Annotated in this window: 18 protein-coding genes; 9 read left to right on the top strand and 9 right to left on the bottom strand. The window is 72.7% G+C overall.

Features of this window, described 5'->3' with window-relative positions; all coding sequences use genetic code 11:
- Positions 1 to 2 precede the first annotated feature (2 nt).
- Positions 3 to 1,436, bottom strand: coding sequence for an MFS transporter (locus tag ACFYY8_RS06040; protein ID WP_390037634.1), 1,434 nt, complete (start codon positions 1,434 to 1,436; stop codon positions 3 to 5).
- A 116-nt stretch (positions 1,437 to 1,552) separates the two neighbouring features.
- On the opposite strand from ACFYY8_RS06040, the gene ACFYY8_RS06045 reads away from it, so the two are divergent.
- The 6 genes from ACFYY8_RS06045 (at position 1,553) to ACFYY8_RS06070 (ending at position 7,889) form a co-directional block, all read left to right on the top strand.
- Positions 1,553 to 2,509, top strand: a complete 957-nt coding sequence (locus ACFYY8_RS06045) for an STM4015 family protein (protein ID WP_390037636.1) — start codon at positions 1,553 to 1,555, stop codon at positions 2,507 to 2,509.
- Between the two features lie 161 nt (positions 2,510 to 2,670).
- A complete protein-coding gene (locus tag ACFYY8_RS06050) occupies positions 2,671 to 3,630 on the top strand; it encodes an STM4015 family protein (protein WP_390037638.1) in 960 nt (319 codons plus the stop codon).
- Entirely contained in the window at positions 3,627 to 4,730 is a 1,104-nt protein-coding gene (locus tag ACFYY8_RS06055; RefSeq protein WP_390037640.1) for an STM4014 family protein, read from the top strand. The genes ACFYY8_RS06050 and ACFYY8_RS06055 overlap by 4 nt, the downstream gene beginning before the upstream one ends.
- A gap of 1 nt (position 4,731) precedes the next feature.
- The gene (locus ACFYY8_RS06060; protein ID WP_390037642.1) at positions 4,732 to 5,535 is read left to right on the top strand and encodes an STM4013/SEN3800 family hydrolase; all 804 of its coding nucleotides are present in this window, start codon (positions 4,732 to 4,734) and stop codon (positions 5,533 to 5,535) included.
- Positions 5,532 to 6,851 carry an STM4012 family radical SAM protein gene (locus ACFYY8_RS06065; protein WP_390037644.1) on the top strand — a complete coding sequence of 440 codons (1,320 nt, stop codon included), beginning with the start codon at positions 5,532 to 5,534 and terminating at the stop codon, positions 6,849 to 6,851. The genes ACFYY8_RS06060 and ACFYY8_RS06065 overlap by 4 nt, the downstream gene beginning before the upstream one ends.
- A 141-nt stretch (positions 6,852 to 6,992) precedes the next feature.
- Entirely contained in the window at positions 6,993 to 7,889 is an 897-nt protein-coding gene (locus ACFYY8_RS06070; RefSeq protein ID WP_390037646.1) for an STM4011 family radical SAM protein, read from the top strand.
- Here the strand turns inward: ACFYY8_RS06070 and ACFYY8_RS06075 are convergent.
- Both ACFYY8_RS06075 and ACFYY8_RS06080 read right to left on the bottom strand, forming a co-directional pair.
- On the bottom strand, positions 7,865 to 8,965 hold the full coding sequence (locus ACFYY8_RS06075) for a DUF6745 domain-containing protein (RefSeq protein ID WP_390037648.1): 1,101 nt from the start codon (positions 8,963 to 8,965) through the stop codon (positions 7,865 to 7,867). The two genes, ACFYY8_RS06070 and ACFYY8_RS06075, sit on opposite strands and share 25 nt — an antisense overlap.
- A 33-nt stretch (positions 8,966 to 8,998) precedes the next feature.
- Positions 8,999 to 9,325 (bottom strand): hypothetical protein, encoded by a 327-nt coding sequence (locus ACFYY8_RS06080; RefSeq protein ID WP_390037650.1) that lies wholly within the window; start codon positions 9,323 to 9,325, stop codon positions 8,999 to 9,001.
- A gap of 167 nt (positions 9,326 to 9,492) precedes the next feature.
- On the opposite strand from ACFYY8_RS06080, the gene ACFYY8_RS06085 reads away from it, so the two are divergent.
- Positions 9,493 to 10,002 carry an RNA polymerase sigma factor gene (locus ACFYY8_RS06085; RefSeq protein WP_390037652.1) on the top strand — a complete coding sequence of 170 codons (510 nt, stop codon included), beginning with the start codon at positions 9,493 to 9,495 and terminating at the stop codon, positions 10,000 to 10,002.
- Positions 9,999 to 11,036, top strand: coding sequence for a hypothetical protein (locus ACFYY8_RS06090; RefSeq protein ID WP_390037654.1), 1,038 nt, complete (start codon positions 9,999 to 10,001; stop codon positions 11,034 to 11,036). Before ACFYY8_RS06085 ends, ACFYY8_RS06090 begins: the two co-directional genes overlap by 4 nt.
- Before the next feature lie 68 nt (positions 11,037 to 11,104).
- Here the strand turns inward: ACFYY8_RS06090 and ACFYY8_RS06095 are convergent, their stop codons facing one another.
- The 6 genes from ACFYY8_RS06095 to ACFYY8_RS06120 all read right to left on the bottom strand — a co-directional run bounded on the left by ACFYY8_RS06095 (position 11,105) and on the right by ACFYY8_RS06120 (position 16,373).
- Entirely contained in the window at positions 11,105 to 11,707 is a 603-nt protein-coding gene (locus ACFYY8_RS06095; protein WP_352009236.1) for a TetR/AcrR family transcriptional regulator, read from the bottom strand.
- Between the two features lie 31 nt (positions 11,708 to 11,738).
- Positions 11,739 to 12,392, bottom strand: coding sequence for a heme oxygenase (biliverdin-producing) (locus ACFYY8_RS06100; RefSeq protein ID WP_390037656.1), 654 nt, complete (start codon positions 12,390 to 12,392; stop codon positions 11,739 to 11,741).
- A 92-nt stretch (positions 12,393 to 12,484) separates the two neighbouring features.
- Positions 12,485 to 13,594, bottom strand: coding sequence for an acyltransferase (locus ACFYY8_RS06105; RefSeq protein ID WP_390037658.1), 1,110 nt, complete (start codon positions 13,592 to 13,594; stop codon positions 12,485 to 12,487).
- Complete coding sequence (locus ACFYY8_RS06110; protein ID WP_390037660.1) at positions 13,587 to 14,327, bottom strand: alpha/beta hydrolase; 741 nt, start codon at positions 14,325 to 14,327, stop codon at positions 13,587 to 13,589. The genes ACFYY8_RS06105 and ACFYY8_RS06110 overlap by 8 nt, the downstream gene beginning before the upstream one ends.
- A 109-nt stretch (positions 14,328 to 14,436) precedes the next feature.
- Positions 14,437 to 15,090, bottom strand: coding sequence for a response regulator (locus tag ACFYY8_RS06115; protein ID WP_390037662.1), 654 nt, complete (start codon positions 15,088 to 15,090; stop codon positions 14,437 to 14,439).
- Entirely contained in the window at positions 15,087 to 16,373 is a 1,287-nt protein-coding gene (locus tag ACFYY8_RS06120; RefSeq protein ID WP_390037664.1) for a sensor histidine kinase, read from the bottom strand. The genes ACFYY8_RS06115 and ACFYY8_RS06120 overlap by 4 nt, the downstream gene beginning before the upstream one ends.
- A 185-nt stretch (positions 16,374 to 16,558) precedes the next feature.
- Here ACFYY8_RS06120 and lon point away from each other — a divergent pair, with 185 nt between their 5' ends.
- On the top strand, positions 16,559 to 18,928 hold the full coding sequence (gene lon, locus ACFYY8_RS06125) for an endopeptidase La (protein ID WP_390037666.1): 2,370 nt from the start codon (positions 16,559 to 16,561) through the stop codon (positions 18,926 to 18,928).
- The last annotated feature ends 215 nt before the right edge of the window (positions 18,929 to 19,143 follow it).

The raw sequence follows: 19,143 nt of genomic DNA on the forward strand, positions 1-19,143 counted from the left end.
TCTCACCTGTCGCCGAGCTGGGGGGCCTCGACCGGGCAGCTCGGGTGGGGGGCCGGGGCGGTGGCCAGGACGTTGCGTCTGATGGTGAGGAAGGTGGTCACGGACGCGGCGGCCATCATCGCCGCGGCGACCAGCATCGTGACGCGGAATCCGGCGGTGAAGACCGCGGGGGAGTGGAAGGCCTCACCGGTCAGCCCGGCCAGAGGTGGGATCGCGGCCACCGCCAGCAGCCCCCCGGTCCTGGCCACGGCGTTGTTGACGCCGCTGGCCACACCCGCGTAGCGCTCGTCCGCGGTGGCCAGCACCGTGGCGGTGAGCGGGGCGACCGCCGCGGACAGGCCCAGGCCGAACAGGGAGACGGGAAGCAGCACCCCCGTCGCGTACGGCGTGCCCTCGCCGATCCGGGACATCAGCACCAGGGCGGCGGCGCAGACCAGGATGCCCGCCGACATCGGGATCCTCGGGCCGATCCGTTTGGCCAGCTCACCCGCCCCGGCCGACAGCAGCAGCATCAGCAGGGTGATCGGGATCATCGCCGATCCGGCGAGCACCGGGGAGAAGCCCGAGGAGACCTGCAACTGGACGACCAGGAGGAAGAACACCACGCCCATCGCGGCGTACATGATCAGCGTGACCACGTTCACCGCGGTGAACTCCTTCGAGGAGAAGAGGCCGACCGGGACGAGCGCGGCGGGCGAGCGCCTGATCTCCAGCCAGACGAACACCGCGCCGAGCACCGCGCCCGCGACCAGCGGCACCACCTGAAGGCCGATCAGCCCGTAGGTGATCCCGGCCAGGGAGAAGGCGGCCAGCGCGGCGCCCGCGACGTCGAAGCGGCCGGTCGCCTCGGTGTCCCTGCTCTCCGGCACGTGCCGTACGGCGACCGCGATCACCAGCGCGGCCAGCGGCAGGTTGAGCAGGAACACCCAGCGCCACCCGGCCGTCTCGACCAGCCAGCCGCCCAGCAGCGGCCCGACGGCCGCGGCGACCCCGCCGAGCCCCGACCAGGCCCCGATGGCCCTGGGCCGGTCCTCACGGTCGAAGGAGGCCTGGATGATGGCCAGCGAGCCCGGGGTGAGCAACGCTCCGCCGGCCCCCTGCAGGGCGCGGGCGGCGATCAGCGTCTCGATGTTCGGTGCGAGGCCGCACAGGGCGGAGGCGGCGGCGAACCAGACGACGCCGATCAGGAAGATCCTGCGCCTGCCGTACCGGTCGCCGAGCGAGCCGCCCAGCAGGATCAGCCCCGCGAGGGTCAGCGTGTAGGCGTTGACCGTCCACTGCAGCCCCGCCATGTCGGCCCCGAGGGCGGCGCCGAGCGCGGGCAGCGCCACGTTGACGACCGTGCCGTCCAGCATGGCCATCCCCGAGCCGAGCACGGTGGTGAGCAGAACCCAGCGGCCCGTGGCCGAACCGAACCGGATATGGCCGTTGTCCATACCCTCCATGATGGACCACCGCCTGTTTTGTCAGGATTTATCTGGCAGGGCATGAAATGTCGGCAAGCTCTGGTAGGAAATGGTCTGCCATATTTCGCCGGACAGGAGCCCCTGGAATGGACCACGCCGAGTTCAACGACGCCGTCACCGCGCTCCGGGAGGGCGTTTACGCCGGTCTGCCCATCGTGCAGGCGCCCGGGAGCGACGACGGGGACGTGCAGGGACTGCCCGCCCCGGAGGCGGCGGCCTGGCGGATAGGCCTTGACTGGGACGAGGGCGACCTCGAACTCGACTTCCGGCACTTCGTCGACGTCGTCGACACGACCGGGGTCTCCGCGCTCATCGTCGGCAGCTGGGGGGAGTCCTACGAGGACGACTCCTCCAAGATCGTCGGTCTGCTGACGGAGCACGCGGACCGCTTCCCCGCCCTCCGCTCCCTGTTCCTCGGGGCCATGTCGTACGAGGAGTGCGAGATCTCCTGGATCCAGCAGAGCGACGTCACCCCGCTGCTGGCGGCCTTCCCGCTGCTGGAGCGGCTGGAGGTGCGCGGCGGCGAGGGGCTGCTGTTCCCGCCGGTCAGGCACGAGAACCTCAGGGTGCTCAGGTTCGAGACCGGAGGGCTTCCCGCGTCCGTGGTCCGCGGGGTCGGCGACAGCGATCTGCCCGCGCTCGAATACCTGGAGCTCTGGCTCGGCGTGAGCAACTACGGCGGCGACGCGACCGTGGCGGACCTCAGGGTGATCCTGAGCGGTGAACGGCTGCCCGCCCTGCGGCACCTGGGCCTGCAGGACAGTGAGATCCAGGACCAGATCGCGGCGGCGGTGGCCTCCGCGCCGGTCGTGGCCCGCCTGGAGACGCTGGCGCTGTCGATGGGCTCCCTCGGCGACGACGGGGCGGAGGCGTTGCTGTCCGGCCAGCCACTGACCCATCTGAGGCGTCTCGACCTGCACCACCATCACCTCACCGACCCCATGGTCGCCAAGGTCGGGGCCGCCCTGGCGGGTGTCGAGGTCGACCTCTCGGGTCAGCTGATGCCGGACGAGGGATGGCGCTACGTGGCGGTCACCGAGTGACCTTGTTCGTGCGGATGAGAACATATTTGACCGTTTCGGGGTGTTTTGCCTAGAAATCGGGATGCGTCCTCTCCGTCCGTGGGGATGGAGACGGAACATGAAGTGTCGGCGATCTCTGGTAGGAAGTGGTCTGCCGTATTTCGCCTGACAGGAGCCCTGTAATGGACTACCCCGACCACGCCGACGACTCGCTCGGGAAGGGCACCTACGCCGGTCTGCCCATCGTGCACGCGCCCGAGAGTGACGACGAGCCGCGGAAGCCGCCCGCCCCGGAGGCGGCGGCCTGGCGGATCGGCGTGGACTGGGACGGAGGGCGCGAGAAGTTCGAGGAGCTCTTCCTGCGCTTCCTCCGTGTGGTCGACACGACGAAGGTCGCCGTCCTCATCATCGGCAACTGGGGGAACGCCTACGAGAGCGACTCCAGTGAGGCGGTGCGGCTGCTGACCGAGCACGCCGCGCGCCTGCCCGCCCTGCGTACGCTGTACCTCGGCGCGATCTCCAGGGAGGAGGCCGAGATCTCCTGGATCCAGCAGAGCGACGTCACCCCGCTGCTGACCGCCTTCCCGCTGCTGGAACGGCTGGAGGTGCGCGGCGGCTCCGGTCTCGGGCTGAGCCCGGTCAGGCACGAGCACCTCAAGGACCTCACCGTCGAGTCGGGCGGCCTGCCCGCGAGAGTGGTCCGCGGGGTCGCCGAGAGCACCTTCCCCGCCCTGGAGCACCTGGAGCTCTGGCTCGGCGTGGACGAGTACGGCGGGGACGCGACCCTGGCCGACATGGCGGGCATCCTGAGCGGCGAACGGCTGCCCGCCCTGCGCCACCTCGGCCTGCAGAACAGTGAGATCCAGGACGAGATCGCGGCGGCGGTGGCCTCCGCGCCGGTCGTGGCCCGCCTGGAGACGCTGGCGCTGTCGATGGGCTCCCTCGGCGACGAGGGCGCCGAGGCGCTGCTGTCCGGCCAGCCGCTGACCCACCTGAGGCGCCTGGACCTGTACCACCACTACCTCACCGACCCCATGGTCGCCAGGGTCAAGGAGGCCTTCGCCGGCTCCGGCGTCGAGGTCGACCTGTCGGAGCAGGAGGAGCCCGACGACGAGTGGCGCTACGTGGCGGTCTCCGAGTGACCTCGCTGACGGTCGTCGGTACCCCGGGGGAACGCCGGGTCACCCTGTTCGCGCGTGCCTGCGCCGCCCACGGCCTGCCCGAGCCCCGGGTCACGCCGTGGACCCAGGTGCTCGGGAGCGACCGGGCGATCCGGTTCGAACCGGGCACACTCGTGCGGATCGAGTCCCCCGGCGAGGACGCCGTCGCCGACGCGCTGCTGCGCGGCCCCGGGGAACCGTCCAGGGTGGGCGGCGGGGCCGCCTGGTACGCCGCCCTCACCGCCGGGGTCGAACGCGTCCGCCGGGCCGTGGCGGACACCCCGGGCGCCGGGCTGCTCGCCGACCCCGGTGAGATCGCGGTGATGTTCGACAAGCGGCTCTGCCACGCGAGGCTGTCGGCGGCCGGGGTCCCGGTGCCGCCCGCGCTGACGGGACCCGTCGGCGGCTACGCCGAACTGCGCGAGCGGATGACCGAGGCCGGATGGAACCGGGTGTTCGTCAAACCCGCCCACGGCTCCTCGGCCTCCGGCGTCGTCGCCCTGCAGGTCGCCCCGGGGCGGATCAGGGCGGTCACGTCGGCCGAACTGGCCGGCGGCTCGCTGTACAACTCGCTGCGGGTGCGCTCCTACGACGACGAGCGCGACGTGGCGGCGATCGTCGGTCTGCTGGCCCCGGACGGCCTGCACGTCGAGAGGTGGTTCCCCAAGGCCACGCTCGGCGGAAGGGCGATCGACCTGCGGGTGGTCACGGTCGACGGCACGCCGACCCACGCGGTGGTGCGCGCCAGCCGTACGCCCATGACGAACCTGCACCTCGGCGGGGAACGCGGCGATCTCGGCGCGGTGCGGGCCGGGATGGGGCCCGAGGGCTGGTCACGGCTTGTGGACGTCTGCGCGCGGGCGGCGGCGTGCTTCCCCGGCAGCCTGTCCACCGGGGTGGACGTCATGGTCGGCACCGGCTGGAGTGACGTCGCGGTGGCCGAGGTCAACGCCTTCGGCGACCTGCTGCCCGGGCTCACCGGCCTGCCCGGCACCGGTGCCGAGGGGCTGGACACCTACCAGGCCCAGGTCGCGGCCGTCCTGCGCCGTCACGTCCCCGCGGGGGTCGGCGCCGGTGCGTGACATGAACGAGATCGTGGGCGGCCACGACCTGCTGCTGGTGACGCTCGACACGCTCAGATACGACGTGGCGCGGGAGGCGCTGGCGGCGGGACGGCTGCCGAACCTGGCGCGGGCCCTGCCCGGCGGCCGGTGGGAACGGCGCCACAGCCCGGGAAGCTTCACCTACGCCGCGCACGCCGCGATCCTCGCCGGGTTCCTGCCGACCCCGGCGGCCCCCGGACCGCATCCCCGGCTGTTCGCCGCGACGTTCCCCGGCAGTGAGACGACGGCGACGGGCACCTGGACGTTCGACGCCCCCGACCTGCCCACCGGGCTGGCCGCGGCGGGCTACCACACGATCTGCGTCGGAGGAGTCGGCTTCTTCAACAAGCTGACCCCGCTCGGCTCCACGCTGCCCGGCCTGTTCGCCGAGAGCCACTGGGAGCCGGAGTTCGGGGTGACCTCGCCGACCTCGTTCGAGGCGCAGATCGCGTGCGCGGAGCGGGCGGTCGCCCGGGTGGACGGGCCGGTGTTCCTGTTCGTCAACGTCTCCGCGCTGCACCAGCCGAACTGGTACCACCTGCCCGGCGCCACCCGCGGGCACGGCGACGACCCGCGCAGCCACGCCGCCGCGCTTGAGTACGTCGACCGGCACATCGGCGGGCTGTTCGCGCTGATGAGCGCCAGGCGCCCGGCCTTCGCGATCGTCTGCTCCGACCACGGCACCGCCTACGGGGAGGACGGTCACATCGGGCACCGGGTCGGCCACGAGGTCGTCTGGACCGTGCCCTACGGGGAGTTCGTCCTGGAGAGGGGACAGTGGTGACGGCCGTACAGCCGGGTCTCGAGGCGGGCCCCTACCAGGGATACGTCTACGCGTATCCGCACAAGACGGCCTACCGGCCGCTGGACCCCCGGCCCACGCTGCGCCAGGTGTGGGCGCGGGAACCGACGGGGAGCCTCTTCCTCTATCTGCACATCCCGTTCTGTGAGATGCGCTGCGGGTTCTGCAACCTGTTCACCAGGACCGGCGCCCCCGAGGAGCTCGTCACCGCCTACCTCGACGCGCTGGAACGCCAGGCGCGGGCCGTACGGGACGCCCTGGACGGGCCGGAGTTCGTGCTCGCGGCCGTCGGGGGAGGCACGCCGACCTACCTGAGCGCGGCCGAGCTGACCCGGCTGTTCGACCTCACCGAGCGGATCACGGGTGCCGACCTGCGGGCCGTGCCGCTCTCCGTGGAGACCTCGCCCGCGACGGCCACGGCCGACCGGCTCGCCGTCCTGGCCGAGCGGGGCACCACCCGGATCTCCATCGGGGTGCAGAGCTTCCTCGACGCGGAGGCCCGCGCGGCGGTCAGGCCGCAGCGGCGGGCGGAGGTCGAGGCGGCGCTCGGCCGGATCAGGGACACCGGGTTCAAGGCGCTCAACATCGACCTGATCTACGGGATCGACGGGCAGACCGAGGAGACCTGGCGCCACTCGCTGGACGCGGCGCTGGCCTGGCGGCCCGAGGAGATCTACCTGTATCCGCTGTACGTCCGCCCGCTGACCGGGCTCGGCCGCCGCGCGCGCGACTGGGACGACCACCGGCTCGGCCTCTACCGCCAGGGCCGCGACCATCTGCTCGCCGCCGGGTACGAACAGGTGTCGATGCGGATGTTCCAGCTGCCCGGCTCCGGCGGCCTGACCGAGTACAGCTGCCAGAACGACGGCATGGTCGGCCTCGGCTGCGGGGCCCGCTCCTACACCGAGGGCCTGCACTACTCCCACGAGTACGCGGTGGCCGCCCGCCAGGTGCGCGGGATCATCGACGACTACGTACGGCTGCCCGCGGGGGAGTTCGCCTTCGCCAACGTCGGCTTCCACCTGGACGAGGCGGAACGGCGCCGCCGTCACCTCCTGCAGTCGCTGCCGCGGACGGAGGGACTGGACCTGGACGCCTACCTGGGGCGCTTCGGCACCGAGGCGACGGCGGACTTCTCCGGTGAGCTGGAGGTCCTGGCGGGCAGAGGCTGGCTCGGCGATCCCGAGGGGCGCCGGCTGCGGCTGACCCCGGAGGGGCTGGCCCACTCCGACGCGATCGGCCCGTGGCTGTTCTCCGCGCCGGTGCGTGCGCTGATGTCCGAATACGAGCAGCGATGACGATTTTTTCATGAAAAATCCGCTTATGGCGGGGTCGTCCAGGCCGGGGCCCCGAACCGGACCCCGGACGGAAGAAGAGACGAACCCGTGGGCACGGGAGGCGCCGGACGCGTCCTTCCCGGCGGGAAGGGAGACGACCCCGTGGACACGAGCGTGAACCCCCCGGGCGGCGAGCACGAGCCGGGCCACCTGACGATCCTGTACCGGGGACCGCTGTCCAGCTGCGACTACGACTGCCCCTACTGCCCCTTCGCCAAGCGCCGCGACAACCCGGAACGGCTACGGCAGGACCGGGCGGCGCTCGAACGGTTCACGGCCTGGACGGCGGAGTGCGGCCACCCCGTCTCGGTGCTGTTCACCCCCTGGGGGGAGGGACTGGTCCGCTCGTGGTACCGCCGGGCGATGGTCGAGCTGAGCCGTCTCCCGCACGTCCGCAGGGTCGCCATCCAGACCAACCTCAGCTTCCGTACCGGCTGGCTCGCCGAGGCCGGCCTGGACACGCTCGCCCTGTGGGCGACCTACCACCCCGACCAGGTCACCCACGAGCGCTTCCTCGGCAGGTGCCGCGAACTGCACGGGCTCGGCGTCCGCTTCAGCGTCGGCGTCGTCGGCCTCCCCGAGCACCTGGAGGCCGCCCGGCGCCTGCGCGCCGACCTGCCCCCCGAGGTGTATCTGTGGGTGAACGCCGCCGAGGGACACCTCTACACCGACGAGGAGGCGGCCGGGTGGGCGGCGCTCGACCCGCTGTTCCACCACAGCAGGACCCCGCACCGCAGCGCCGGGCTGCCGTGCCGTACCGGGGAGAGCGTGATCTCCGTGGCGGGCGACGGCACCGTACGGCGCTGCCACTTCGTGCCCGAGGTCCTCGGCAACCTCTACGACGGCTCCTTCCGCGCGGCCCTGCGCCCCCGGGGCTGCCCGCTGGCGGTGTGCGACTGCCACATCGGCTACGTCCACCTGGAGCCGACCGGTCTCTACGACGTGTTCGCCGGGGGAGTCCTCGAACGCATCCCTCACGTCTCCTTGAGCGGCTGGTAGTCCCCCTCCGTCTGGCCGAACGTCCACGCGACCCCCTCGCGGGCGGTGCGGGTCCACGGCGGGACCCGCAGCCAGTAGGTGCGGAACGTGCCGTCGGGCTCGGCGGTCGAGTTGACCACCTCGACCATCGCCACCGCCTCGTCGTCGGGCAGGTCGATGCGCCACAGGACGCCGGTCTCGTCGCGGTGCGTCGGCGTCGCCCCCGACTCGGCGAGGTAGCGGTCGTAGCCGAAGTGCTCCAGCATCACCCGGCGCAACTCGGCGTTCTCCTCGGCGCGGATGCGCGCGGGGGTCAGGCCCGTCATGGAGGCGCCGAAGTCGGCGGGCACCGGCATGCCGTGCCAGGCGTGCAGGGCGAAGCCGTCGGGGAAGGAGAGCGCGGGCCCCTCCGCGCGGTGCGGACGGCCCACGTCGTCGCGGTGCAGCTCGGCGGGGCGCTCACAGACCAGCGCCACCCGCTCGAAGGGCCACCACCAGCCCGCGGACTCGGCGACCCGGACCAGGCCCTCGACCTCCGGCGCGCCCAGCGCGTCGAACAGCGACAGCCAGGGCGCGTCGTGCTGGCCGAGCACGGCGTCCAGCGTCGAGGCGCGCAGCAGCGCCCCGGCCTCCTCCGAGTCCGCCGACGCGGCGACGCCGCCGCGAATGCGGATGACCAGGCGGTTCACCTCGTCCCACAGCGCGCCCCCGGTCAGCGACCAGGCCAGCGGCCAGCCCTCGGCGCCGAGCCGGGCCAGGGCGTCGGCTCTGGCCCGCTCCCACGGCCGGGTGCGGACCTGGTCACGGACGCACCGTCCCGCGTCGAACCCCGTGTTCCTCTCTCCGGGACCGCCGCCGGAGCCGTCCTGCTCGCCGCCGCCCCTGTTGGCGGCGAGCTTCGCGGCGATCACGGCGCCCTCGGCGGGGGAGGCCGCCCAGATGATCCGCTCGGGTTCGGCCAGGCCGCCGAGCCGGTAGGCGAGCCGTACCCCCTCCTCGGCGCGGGCGCGGTCGGCGGGGCCCGTCCTGAGGGCCACCTCCTCCCAGCGGAGCGCGGCCACGCTCAACGTGTCGGAGAGTTCACTGGTCACGGTCATGTTCGGGTGCTCCTGGGACGTGCGGGGGATGGTTCAGTCGGCGACGACGCGGAAGGCGCCGGGAACGTACTCGCGCTGGCGCAGCACGCGGTACCACCCCTTGGGCAGGGAGATCGCGGCGTGCTCCTCGTGGACCACCCGCCCGCCGGAGGGGAGGTTGAGGAAGGAGGGGTCGGCCGGGCGTGCCCCGCGGACCAGGCTGCCCTGGCCGACCACGGCGTGGGCGTGCCCGGTGGCCTCGCCGAGGGCCAGCACCAGGCGGCCCCGCGCGTCACGCGGCACGGACGGCGAGGTGACGACGGAGGCGGGGACGGCCTCCTCCTCGACGGGCACGATCAGGATGTCTCCCTGGCGGTACATCTCACAACTCCTCGGATCGGGATGATCGAAAGTTAGCGACCGCCACCGACAATCCCGGGCGGGCTCGTCGCCGCAGCCGGTGAGCCCACGCGGAACCGGCCGCCGGGGCCGATCGTGATTCGTCCCTCCGGCGTGTAATCCACGCCCTCCTCCTGGGATTACTGACCGTGGACCATCCCCAACAACGCTTCACCGAGCTCTACGACCGGCACTACCGGAACGTCCTCGGCTACGCGCTGCTGCGCGCCGACAGGCAGGCCGCGGAGGACGTGGTGAGCGAGACCTTTCTGATCACGTGGCGACGGCTGCGCGAGGTCCCCGACCCGGCGCTGCCGTGGCTGCTCGGCGTGGCCCGCAACCTCCTGCGCAAGCAGCAGGACTCCGGGCTGCGCGGGCGGGCCCTCGCCGCGCGGCTGGCGGATCTCGCCCCCGCGCCCGAGGACGACGTCGCCGAACGCGTCGCCCGGCGGGAGGCCGCCTTCGCGGCCCTCGCCGAACTCGGCGACAACGACGTCGAGGCCCTGGTCCTGGCGAGTTGGTACGGGCTGACCCCCGCCGAGGCCGCCCGCGTCGCGGGTTGCACCGCCAGAGCCTTCAACGTCCGCCTGCACCGCGCTCGCCGCCGCCTGTCGGAAGCGCTCGACCATGACGCACTCACCCTGGAGGAACGACGATGACCCCCGACGACTTCATGCTCGGCCTGCGGCCCGACGCCGTGACCGAGGAGAGCCACCGGCTGAGGCGCGAGCGCGACCTGTCGGCCGCCTTCGCCTCTTCCAGGCGGCCACGCTCGTCGCCGCCCGCGCGGCTGCTCAAGATCGCGCTCGGGCTCGCGGCGGCGGCCGCGGTCGGCGTGCCGTACGTGATCGGCAGCGCCCCCGCCGCGGCTCCCCCGACGGCGGCGAGGAACGTCGTCCCCACCGGGTACGCCACGGTCGCCGCCCCGGTCCAGACGGTGGACGCGCGCTCGTTCCTGCTCGCCGGCGCCGAGACCGTGGCCCGCATCCCCGAACGCAAGGCCCGCTACTGGTTCTCCAGCACCCGCACCTTCGACCCGGTCAAGGGAGGAGGCGTCCTCGCGGTCACCGCCGAGGCCTGGAGCGCCCCGGCCGGCGGCCGTCTCGTGACCGGCAAGGACGCCGCCTACGTCCCGGCCCGCCCCGGCGCGCCGCTCCCCGAGGAGAGGTCCGTCGACCACGGGCCCATGATCCTCAAGACCGCGATCGGCGGCGCGCTCGTCTCCGACGAGGACGTGACCGATCTGCCCGGCGAGGAGAAGGCGCTCGACACGTGGCTGCGCGAGGCCTACCGCGGCGCCGGCAAGGGGCTGCCCGCCGAGGCGGCGGAGGAGGAGCGGGCACGGTCCTATCCCGCCTTCGTGTTCGGCGCGGCCCGCTACCTGCTCGACTCCCCGGCGACCCCCGCGACCCGCGCCGCGGTCCTGCGGGTTCTCGCGGCCCAGCCGGGCCTGACCATGAAGGAGGGCGTCACCGACCCGGCCGGGCGGACCGGCGTGGAGATCGGGCTGACGGGCGGCGACACCCGGCTCGTCATCGACCGGACCGGGGCCAGGCTGCTGTCCTTCGCCTACACCGGGCCGGACAGGGCGGAGAGGCGTGCGGGAGCCTCGGTGCGGTCGGCCGAGGTGAGCGGGCGCAAGGTCGCGATCCTCTCCTCCGGCTGGGTGGACTCCCTGGGCGCCCGTCCCTAGTCCGATCGCAGGCTCCGTCCCCGACGTGGGGCCGCCGGTCGTCCTGACGGCAGGCTCGGGTCGCCGCGTCAGGGAGTGAGGGCGTCCAGCGCGCGCAGGACGAAGTCGCAGACGACGGCCTCGGCGTCCTCGGCCGTGGTCTCCCCGCTGAGCAGCGGCACCCGCTCCGAGCCGATGACGGCGAGGATGAAGCGGGCGGCGGAGGCCACGTCCGAGGTGCGGAAGGCCCCCGAGGCGACCCCGCCCTCGATGATGCCGGTCAGGATGCGCTGCATCGGCTCCACGTGGTCGGCCAGGCGCTGGTAGGCGTCGGGGCCGAGCGCGGCCGACAGGTCGGCGGGGCCGGGGTGGGGGTGGGCGAGCAGCCCGGCCAGTTGCAGGCGGACGAACACCCGCAGGCGTTCCGCGGGGGAGGCGTCCGGCGGCAGCTCCCGCTCGTAGCCGTCGATGAAGTAGCCCGTCACCCGCTCGGTGAAGGCCAGCAGCAGGGTCGCCTTGTCGGGGAAGTAGTTGTACAGGACGGTGCGGGTGATCCCCGCCTCACCCGCCACCTCCGTCATCGAGATGGCGTCGATGCCCTGGTTCCTGGACAGACGGGAGACCGCCTGCAGAATCCGGTCCCGCGTCTGGGCGCGGTGCTCGCCGATCGTCGCGGCCGAAATGCGAGGCATGCCCCCATCGTCGCACAGGCCGGGGCGGTTCTCAGGCGGGTTGCCCGGCCGGGACCAGCCTGCCGAGGTCGGCCAGCACCTCGGTGTTGAGCCGGTAGGCGAGCCTGGTCTCCTCGATGATCAGCGCCTTCTCCGCCTCGTCGGCGGGAAGCGCGTCGAGCCGGGCGCGGTAGTCGTTCTTGAACCGGGGCAGGCTGCCGATCCCGTCGAAGCGGTAGAAGTCGACGCCGCCGTCCGTCTGGTAGCCGTAGATCTTCTGCAGCTCCATCCGGATGAACTGGCCGCCGGACAGGTCGCCCATGTAGCGGGTGTAGTGGTGGGCGACGTAGCCGCCCGGCCAGGAGGCGGTCCGTTCGATCCTGGCCACCAGCTCCGCGGTCGGCTCCGAGGGCTCGATCCTGGACCTCCAGCCGGAGCCGTAGATCGTCTCCAGGTCACGGACCAGCGCCTCCTCCCGGTAGAGCTCGGGAAAGACGAAGGGGCCCGCGACCGGGTCGCCGGCGAGCGAGCGGGAGACGCCGTCGAGGGCGACGTAGGCGAAGTAGTGCTGGGCGACCATCTCGCCGTAGGCCTCCGCGCTGAGCCGTCCCGCCATCAGGGCCTTGAGGTAGCCCTCGCCCTCCGCGGACTCGTGGTCGCTCCAGGTGGCGTTCCTGAGCGCTTCGGAGAACGACGGCTCACTCATGATCACTCCACAATGAAGGGGTCTTATATGACACAGTGTCACAAAGCCCGCCGTCCCTCGTCAACCCGATGATGACACCATGTCATAAAAAATCATCTCTTATTGGGCTGTGCGGCCAGTGCCAGGTAGAGGGCGGCGGCGAACACCGGGAGCCACGCCAGCCGGAACAGCACCCAGGGGAGCCCGTCCACCGGACCGAGCTGCCCGGGAACCTCCCCGGGGCCGAGCCGCAGCGCGGCCAGGACCGCCACGGTCGGCACGGCCTGGTGCCACAGGAAGATCGCCATGGCGCCCAGGTTGACCGTCACGACCACCGCCCAGATCCGGGGCCGCCGGGTCAGCCGTTCGATCGGGCCGCGCGCCAGCAGCGCCGCCCCCACCTGGGCGAGGCCGAGGCAGACCGCGGCGAGCGTGGGCGGGCTGAGGTTGGAGACCCTCGCCCCCGTCACGCCGACCATGCTCACCGGATACCCGAACCAGGTCACCAGCGACACGGCCCCGGCCGTCCCGCAGACCAGCAGCAGGAGCGCCGCGCGGCGCGAGACGAGCCCGCCGCGGGCCCGGTGGACCCCCAGCGCGTACGGCACCAGCCACCCCGCCCCCAGGTTCACCCACATCAGCGGGCCGGGAGCCGTCCCGGAGAACCTGAGCAGGTCCACGCAGAGCACGACCGCGAACGCGCAGGCGGCCACGATCGAGGGCCGGGCCCGCAGCAGCACCGGGGTCACCGCGTTGAGCGCCGCGAACACCGCCAGGAACCACAGCGGCCCGACCGCGGGGAGCAGCAGGGACCTGATGGTTCCCGCGGGCATGCCGTGCAGCGCCGCGCCGAGGGCGACGCCCGCCCAGACCAGCACGGGCGCCCCGGCGGGCCGCAGCAGCCGCCCCAGCCTGGCCCTGACCCAGGCCGCCCCGCCCGCCGGGGAGCGCAGGCTCCTGGCCGCCGCGTAGCCCCCGGCGAAGAAGAAGAGCGCCAGCGTCTGCAGCGCCCACGACAGCGGGGCCGTCCACTCCAGGCGGGAGAGCGGGCTGGTGATCCGCAGGCCCCCGCCGGGTTCGACCCACCAGGCGGTGACCAGCCAGTGCCCCAGGACGACCCCGAGGATCGCCAGCGCGCGCAGCGCGTCGATCCACCGGTCCCGGCCCTCGGGGGTCGCCGCCTCGATCCGGCGCGCGCGTGCGGCCCACGTGCTCTCAGCCACCCGAGACCTCCTCCGTCCTGCCGAGGGCGATGAGGGCGAGGTTGCGCAGCGCCGTCCCGCCGGGCCTCAGATAGTCGCCGTGCTCCGTCGCCCCCGTCGCGAACGGACGGGCGCCGAAGGAGGGCGCCGCCGGGTCCGGGCCGAAACCGAGCGGTCCGAGCCTGAGTTTGGGCACCAGGCGCATCCAGTCGCCGGTGCCGCTGCCCGCCCACACCCGCACGCCGCCCAGCTCGGCGGCCGAGGAGACGCCGAGGCCCGGGCTGCCGAAGACCGCGAGGTCCGTGACGCCGGAGCCGGGCACGGCCTTGGCGCACACGACCGATCCGTAGCTGTGGCACAGCAGGCTCACCCGTCTGCCGCCGAGGGTGTCCCTGATGTAGCGGCGCAGGGCGGTGCCGCCCTCCCGCGCGGCCCCCTCGGTCAGCACGCTGAGACTGTCGATCTCCGGGCTGTCGTAGCCGAGCCACGCGACCACCGCCAGGCCGTCCCCGCCGGGGTCCAGGGCCCGTGCCTGCTCCAGCAGCGCCCTGGCCCCGCCCCCCGGTCTGCGGTACGGCCTGGGCCCGCCGTCGAAGGCGGCCGAGGTCGTGCCCGAGCCCGGGACGAGGATCGCGACGTGCCCTGCCGTACCCGGGTCGCCGTAGACCCTGATGATCCGGTCGCCGTGCGGGGCCGGGACGAGCAGGTAGCCGAGGGTTGCGGCGACGGCGAGAACGGACGTGCGGCGTGGCATGCGGGCCTCCTGGCCGGATAGGAACCGGCAAGAGGCTAAAAATCGTGATCTGTCGCTTACATCGTCCTGGAGAGGTCAGTCCCGGGTCCCCCCACGGGGTGAGACGGGTTCACTCGCCCGGCCTGACCAGACCCGTCTCGTAGGCGTACACGATCGCCTGGGCCCGGTCGCGCAGGTCCAGCTTGGCCAGGATGCGTCCCAGATGTGTCTTGACCGTCTGCTCGGACAGCACGAGCTCCGCGGCGATCTCCTGGTTGGAACGGCCCTGGGCGACGAGGACGAGCACCTCGGTCTCGCGTTCGGTGATGCCGTCCGGCCTGATCCGGGGACGGCGCGGGCCGACCCGGGCGAACTCCGCGATCAGCCGTCTGGTCACCGAGGGGGCCAGCAGTGCCTCACCGGAGGCGACCACCCTGACCGCCTCGGCCAGCTGCCGCGCGGAGGCGTCCTTGAGCAGGAAGCCGCTGGCTCCGGCGCGCAGCGCCTCGTAGACGTAGTCGTCGAGGTCGAAGGTGGTCAGGATCAGCACCTTCGGCGGGTCCGCCGCGGCCATGATCTCCCTGGTCGCGGCCAGGCCGTCCATGACCGGCATCCGCACGTCCATCAGCACCACGTCGGGACGCAGCCGCGTGGCCTCCGTCACGGCCTCGCGGCCGTCGGCCGCCTCGCCGATGACCTCGATGTCCGGCTGCGAGCCGAGGAACACGGTGAAGCCGGTCCTGACCATGCCCTGGTCGTCGGCGATGAGCACCCGGATCGTCATGTCTCCTCCACGACCGGCAGTATGGCGGTGATCGCGAATCCCGTCCCGACCGGCCCGGCCCACAGTCTCCCGTCGAGCATGGCGACCCGTTCCCGCATCCCGACCAGGCCGTGCCCGGGACCCGCCGTGCGCTGCGCCGTACCGGGGGAGGGGCGTCCGGCGTCGTTGGTCACGTTGACGTTCAGCGCGCCGCCGGAACGGGAGATCCGCACCGAGACGTCCGAGCCGGGCGCGTGCCGCATGGCGTTGCTCAGCGCCTCCTGGGTGATCCGGTAGGCCGACAGGCTCACCGCCTCGGGCAGCCCGGTCAGGTCGCCGCTGAGGGAGAGCGCCACGGTGAGGCCGGCCGAGCGCGCGTTGCCGACCAGCTCGTCGAGGCGGCCGAGTCCTGGCTGCGGAGCGGTGTCCACCCGTCCTTCGGCGTCCCTGAGCACCCCGATCACCCGGCGCATCTCGGTCATGGCGGACAGCGAGAGCGCACGGATCTCCCGCAGCCCCTCCTCCAGGCGCCCGACGTCCCCGGCCGCCTGGAGGGGTACGGCCTCGGCCTGGATGGCGATCACCGACATGTGGTGGGCGACGACGTCGTGCAGCTCCCTGGCGATCCTGGCCCGCTCCTCCAGCGTCGCCTGCGCCGCCAGGGCCTGTTCGCTGCGCCGTTCCTCCTGGGCCAGACGCAGGGTGGCGAGCCGTCTGCTGCGGACGTTGTAGCCGAGCAGGGCGGTCACGGCCACCAGGATCGCGGCCGGTGTGATGCTGTCGAAACCCCCGGGGGTCGACAGCAGGACGAGCACCGAGACGGTCCACACACCCAGGGTGATCCTCCGCTCGCAGCGGACCGCGACGGAGTAGACCACCAGCAGGTAGGGCACGGCCGCGGGGAGCGGCACGGGCATGCCGCCCGCGCCGCCCAGGATCTCCTGGATCGGGGCGATGACGCACGCGCCGACCAGGGAGATCCGCCAGGCGGCCAGCGGCCAGTGCTCGCGCAGCAGGACGGGGACCGAGGACAGCAGGGCCGAGAGGGAGAGCCACCATCCTGGGTAGCCGAGCAGCCGCCCGTCCCCGGGGAGGAAGCGCAGGTCCTCGCCGTACACGAGCCAGAAGACCAGCAGGTTGGCCACCACGACCAGGTCGACGGCGTGGAACGGCAGCAGCCGCAGGGCGGCGGGGATCGGTATCCGCAGGCGGCGGGAACGGGGGAAGGGCGGGTCGGCCCGCCCGGTGGCCACCGCCAGGGTCAGGGAGCGGGCGAGCCATACGAGACCGGCGGGCAGTTCCACCCGTCCAGCCTAGGCAGACGCGCCTGGAACGGCGTCCCACCGGGGGGTGACCTCGTACGTCACCCCTGAGAGGTACACCAGCTCGATTACACGATTACGATCGCTCACAGCGAACACGCTCAACTCCGGGAACAATCACGGGCTCCCATTAATTGAGTCGGTATAACTCAACCTTTGGAGCGCAGATGAGTGAGAGCCTGATCCTCCCGGTCCTGCCCCTCGACGACGAGGTCGTGCTGCCGGGCATGGTCGTCCCGCTTGACCTTTCGGAGGGCGAGGTCCGGGCGGCGATCGACGCCGCTCGGGCACTCGCTGACAACAAGCCCGAGGTGCTGCTCGTTCCCCGGATCGACGGCAAGTACGGTGCCGTGGGTGTCAGGGCGGTCGTCGAGCAGGTCGGCAGGCTGCCCGGCGGTGAGCCCGCCGCCGTGGTCCGCGGTGTCGGCCGGGTCCGCGTCGGTTCCGGCACCACGGGCCCGGGCGCGGCCCTGTGGGTGCAGGCGAGCGTGATGGACGTCCCCGAGGCGGGGGAGCGCGCCGAGGAGCTGGCCAGGGAGTACAAGGCGCTGACCACGACCATCCTGCAGAAGCGGGGCGCCTGGCAGGTCGTCGACGCGGTCAACAAGATGGACGACCCGTCGCTGCTGGCCGACAACTCCGGCTACGCCCCCTGGCTGACCACCCAGCGCAAGGTCGAGATCCTGCAGACCGCCGACCCCGCCGACCGGCTCGAACGGCTGGTCGAGTGGGCCCGTGAGCACCTCGCCGAGCTCGACGTGGCCGAGACGATCCGCAAGGACGTCCAGGAGGGCATGGAGAAGCAGCAGCGCGAGTTCCTGCTCCGCCAGCAGCTGGCCGCGGTCCGCAAGGAGCTGGCCGAGCTCAACGGCTCCTCCCCGGAGACCGAGGAGGAGGACTACCGGGCCCGCGTCGAGGCGGCCGACCTGCCGGAGAAGGTGCGCGAGGCCGCGCTCAAGGAGGTCGACAAGCTGGAGCGGACCTCCGACCAGTCTCCCGAGGTCGGCTGGATCCGCACCTGGCTGGACACCGTTCTCGACATCCCGTGGAACGAGCGGACCGAGGACTCCTACGACATCGCCGCGGCCCGTGCCGTCCTCGACGCCGACCACACCGGCCTCGACGACGTCAAGGACCGCATCATCGAGTACCTCGCGGTGCGCGGCCGCAGGGCCGAGAAGGGCCTGGGCGTGGTCGGCGGGCGCCGCAGTGGCGCCGTGCTCGCGCTGGCCGGGCCTCCCGGAGTGGGCAAGACCTCCCTGGGCGAGTCCGTCGCCAGGGCGATGGGCCGCAAGTTCGTCCGTGTCGCCCTCGGCGGCGTCCGCGACGAGGCCGAGATCCGCGGACACCGGCGCACCTACGTCGGCGCCCAGTCGGGCCGGATCGTGCGCGCGATCCGCGAGGCGGGCTCGATGAACCCGGTCGTGCTGCTCGACGAGGTGGACAAGGTCGGCTCCGACTACCGGGGCGACCCGACCGCCGCCCTGCTGGAGGTGCTCGACCCGGCGCAGAACCACACCTTCCGCGACCACTACCTGGAGGTCGAGCTCGACCTGAGCGACGTGCTCTTCCTGGCCACGGCCAACGTCCTCGAGGCCGTCCCCGGGCCGCTGCTCGACCGGATGGAGGTCGTGACGCTCGACGGCTACACCGAGGACGAGAAGGTCGCGATCGCCCGTGACCACCTGCTGCCGCGCCAGCTCGACAAGGCGGGCCTCACCGCCGAGGACGTCACCCTCGGCGAGGACGCCCTGCGTTCCCTCGCGGGCGAGTACACCCGCGAGGCGGGCGTGCGCTCCCTGGAGCGCTCGATCGCCAGGGTCCTGCGCAAGGTGACCGCGAACGTCGCCCTCGGCGAGGCCGGGCTGCCGGTGACGGTGGAGGACCTGGTCCCCTACCTCGGCCGTCCGCGCCACGTGCCGGAGTCGTCGCTTCCCGAGTCCAGCCGGCGTACGGCGGTGCCCGGCGTGGCCACCGGCCTGGCGGTCACCGGGGCGGGCGGGGACGTGCTGTACGTCGAGGCGTCCCTGGCCGACCCGGAGACCGGTGACACCGGGCTGACCCTGACCGGCCAGCTCGGCGACGTCATGAAGGAGTCGGCCAGGATCGCGCTGTCCTACCTGCGCTCGCGGGGCGCGGAGCTCGAACTGCCGGTGACGGCGCTGAAGGACCGTTCGGTGCACATCCACTTCCCCGCGGGGGCGGTGCCCAAGGACGGCCCCTCCGCCGGTGTCACCCTGACCACCGCGCTGGCCTCGCTGCTGTCCGGCCGTACGGTCAGGAACGACGTGGCCATGACCGGTGAGATCTCCCTGACCGGCAGGGTGCTCCCGATCGGCGGGGTCAAGCAGAAGCTGCTGGCCGCCCACCGGGCGGGCATCACCACGGTGCTGATCCCGGCCCGCAACGAGCCCGACCTGGACGACGTCCCCCAGGCGGTCCGCGACGAGCTCACCGTCCACACGGTCAGCGACGTCCGGGAAGTGCTGGAGATCGCGCTCACCCCGGCCAAGGTCGCGGAGAAGGCCGTGGCCTGACCTGGGCGATCCCGCGAACGGCCCGTCCCTCCTCGCCGGAGGGGCGGGCCGTTCGCCGTGTTCGGGCGGCGAATTCCCCTATGGGGGTGATAGGGATCACATGAAATGCCGGGAATCCGGGTAGGCCGACCCCGTGTTGAGGCAGACGTGAACGTGGCGAACCAGGCAGACGCGACCCCGCAGGGGCGGGCCGTCTCCTTCGGCGAGCACATGTG

The organism is Streptosporangium sp. NPDC001559 (assembly GCF_042893955.1).
In the GTDB taxonomy this organism is placed as follows: Bacteria; Actinomycetota; Actinomycetes; order Streptosporangiales; family Streptosporangiaceae; genus Streptosporangium.

Coding starts and splice junctions, on each gene's coding strand:
- ACFYY8_RS06050 (WP_390037638.1), top strand. CDS start 2,671: ATGGACTACCCCGACCACGCCGACGACTCGCTCGGGAAGGGCACCTAC.
- lon (WP_390037666.1), top strand. CDS start 16,559: ATGAGTGAGAGCCTGATCCTCCCGGTCCTGCCCCTCGACGACGAGGTC.
- ACFYY8_RS06095 (WP_352009236.1), bottom strand. CDS start 11,707: ATGCCTCGCATTTCGGCCGCGACGATCGGCGAGCACCGCGCCCAGACG.
- ACFYY8_RS06080 (WP_390037650.1), bottom strand. CDS start 9,325: ATGTACCGCCAGGGAGACATCCTGATCGTGCCCGTCGAGGAGGAGGCC.
- ACFYY8_RS06100 (WP_390037656.1), bottom strand. CDS start 12,392: ATGAGTGAGCCGTCGTTCTCCGAAGCGCTCAGGAACGCCACCTGGAGC.
- ACFYY8_RS06115 (WP_390037662.1), bottom strand. CDS start 15,090: ATGACGATCCGGGTGCTCATCGCCGACGACCAGGGCATGGTCAGGACC.
- ACFYY8_RS06110 (WP_390037660.1), bottom strand. CDS start 14,327: ATGCCACGCCGCACGTCCGTTCTCGCCGTCGCCGCAACCCTCGGCTAC.
- ACFYY8_RS06090 (WP_390037654.1), top strand. CDS start 9,999: ATGACCCCCGACGACTTCATGCTCGGCCTGCGGCCCGACGCCGTGACC.
- ACFYY8_RS06075 (WP_390037648.1), bottom strand. CDS start 8,965: ATGACCGTGACCAGTGAACTCTCCGACACGTTGAGCGTGGCCGCGCTC.
- ACFYY8_RS06040 (WP_390037634.1), bottom strand. CDS start 1,436: ATGGACAACGGCCATATCCGGTTCGGTTCGGCCACGGGCCGCTGGGTT.
- ACFYY8_RS06045 (WP_390037636.1), top strand. CDS start 1,553: ATGGACCACGCCGAGTTCAACGACGCCGTCACCGCGCTCCGGGAGGGC.
- ACFYY8_RS06060 (WP_390037642.1), top strand. CDS start 4,732: ATGAACGAGATCGTGGGCGGCCACGACCTGCTGCTGGTGACGCTCGAC.